3 protein-coding genes and 1 pseudogene are annotated in these 1481 nt (G+C 47.6%); all 4 read left to right on the forward strand.

Annotation, left to right across the window (positions count from 1 at the left end):
• Positions 1-249, forward strand: a pseudogene (locus tag FGT79_RS31480) (hypothetical protein); the annotation flags it as partial.
• 56 nt (positions 250-305) lie between these two features.
• Positions 306-641, forward strand: a complete 336-nt coding sequence (locus FGT79_RS30545) for a hypothetical protein (protein WP_138756583.1) — start codon at positions 306-308, stop codon at positions 639-641.
• Complete coding sequence (locus FGT79_RS30550; RefSeq protein WP_138756584.1) at positions 613-915, forward strand: hypothetical protein; 303 nt, start codon at positions 613-615, stop codon at positions 913-915. The genes FGT79_RS30545 and FGT79_RS30550 overlap by 29 nt, the downstream gene beginning before the upstream one ends.
• A 90-nt stretch (positions 916-1005) precedes the next feature.
• Positions 1006-1481, forward strand: a 476-nt coding sequence (locus tag FGT79_RS30555; RefSeq protein WP_138756585.1) for a hypothetical protein, incomplete at its 3' end; no start/stop codon positions are given.

A 1481-nucleotide genomic window follows, 5' to 3' on the forward strand; every position in this document is an offset into this window, starting at 1 on the left:
AACTTCACAGGCACGCGTAAGCCGAAGCCATTTAAGTTCATTCACCGTTTTGAACTTATCAACGATCGCACCGGACTGCCTGTACAAGTACAGCTCACCGTGTACAAGTGCATCGGCGGCGGTACGCTCAATGTGGGTGCTACTCGCAAAACACCTACAACAAGCACGATTGCACTTGAGGTGCTAGAAGCGGATATCACTCCAGATAATCCAGAAGGTATCGCGGCTGAAATCATTTTCTCGGAATAATCAAATGAGTCCCCTGCTTTTACGGCGGGGGATATCTTGTTTCAGGAGGCGTAATCATGAATGAAGTAACAATGGATCAAACCTTGAATGTGGGGTCTGAAATTACACTAGCCGAGGGAATAGTCAAACACATCAAAATCGGCACAATCGGTCTCATTCGGCAAGTCAGGCAGAACATGAAAGGTATTAGCTATCGATTCTCGCAATCCATCGGCCGAGAGAAGTGGGAGTCCAGCGAAGGAACGACAGAAATTGATTGGCCGAGTGTAGAAGCTGCTTATCGAAAAACGTTTGATCTCGTTCTTGTTGAAGGATTATCAGACGAAGAGTATGAGCAAGTCAATGATGAGGGTATTAAGGAGCTTGAAAATCTCATGGAGCGATTTCTTTAAGGAATCGTTCCCTCCAGATCCAGACGCGGACGATGATCCGGATGAGGACGGAGCAGATCAGAATGAAACGGACTGGATGCGATTATGGGCATTGTGTATAAGCAATGGCATATCGGACGGCGAGTGGATTCATATGACCATTCCGAAAATACGAGCGTTAATGAAAGAAAAGGATCGGAAGCAGGAGTTCGAGGTTATTTTGCATGGCGGCAAAATTGAAGGGAAGCCGAAGAAAGCGAAGTACCTCTCGGATTTAGGGATCTTTAATAAATAAGCTAAGGGCTGAGTTCCTTAGCTCGAATGAGCACGCTATTGCTTAGTGTGCTCATTCGAGCTAAACGGAATAAGAAAGGATGGTGAGGGAATGGAAGCGTTGAGCAAGGACGTTGTAGGCGCTAGGCTGAATTTGGACATAACCAGAATGACACCTGCTTTTAAAGTGATTGACGGCGGAGCGCGGAAGAACGCGGAGTCTTTCAAAGTATTGAATACCGAGCTGTCGCAAACAGAAAAGAGTTACGTGTCACTAGCAAAGGCTGCTGATAAGGTAGCGATGAGCGCGGATGAGCGCCGTAAGAAGATATTGGCGGAATCGAACGCACTCGTTGCGCAGCGAAAGGCACAAACCGAATTGCTGCAAGCCAAGACGACAGCTCTCAATAAAACGAACCAAGTGGTTGAAGAGAAACTAAAGGCACAGCAGGCTATTGTGAAAAGGCGCAATGATGCGATTGAGCAACAGGAGCAGCAACACCAAAAACGCATGCAGGCTTTGCAGAACCGGGTTACATCAACAGGAGCCAGCGCGGCCAAAGCCACGGGAACCGATGATGCAACGCG

The sequence above is a fragment of the Paenibacillus sinopodophylli genome (genome assembly GCF_005930355.1).
GTDB lineage: Bacteria > Bacillota > Bacilli > Paenibacillales > Paenibacillaceae > Pristimantibacillus > Pristimantibacillus sinopodophylli.

What these genes read in the sequence shown, in the direction of transcription:
- FGT79_RS30545 (WP_138756583.1), top strand. Translation starts at nt 306, where the DNA reads ATGAATGAAGTAACAATGGATCAAACCTTGAATGTGGGGTCTGAAATT.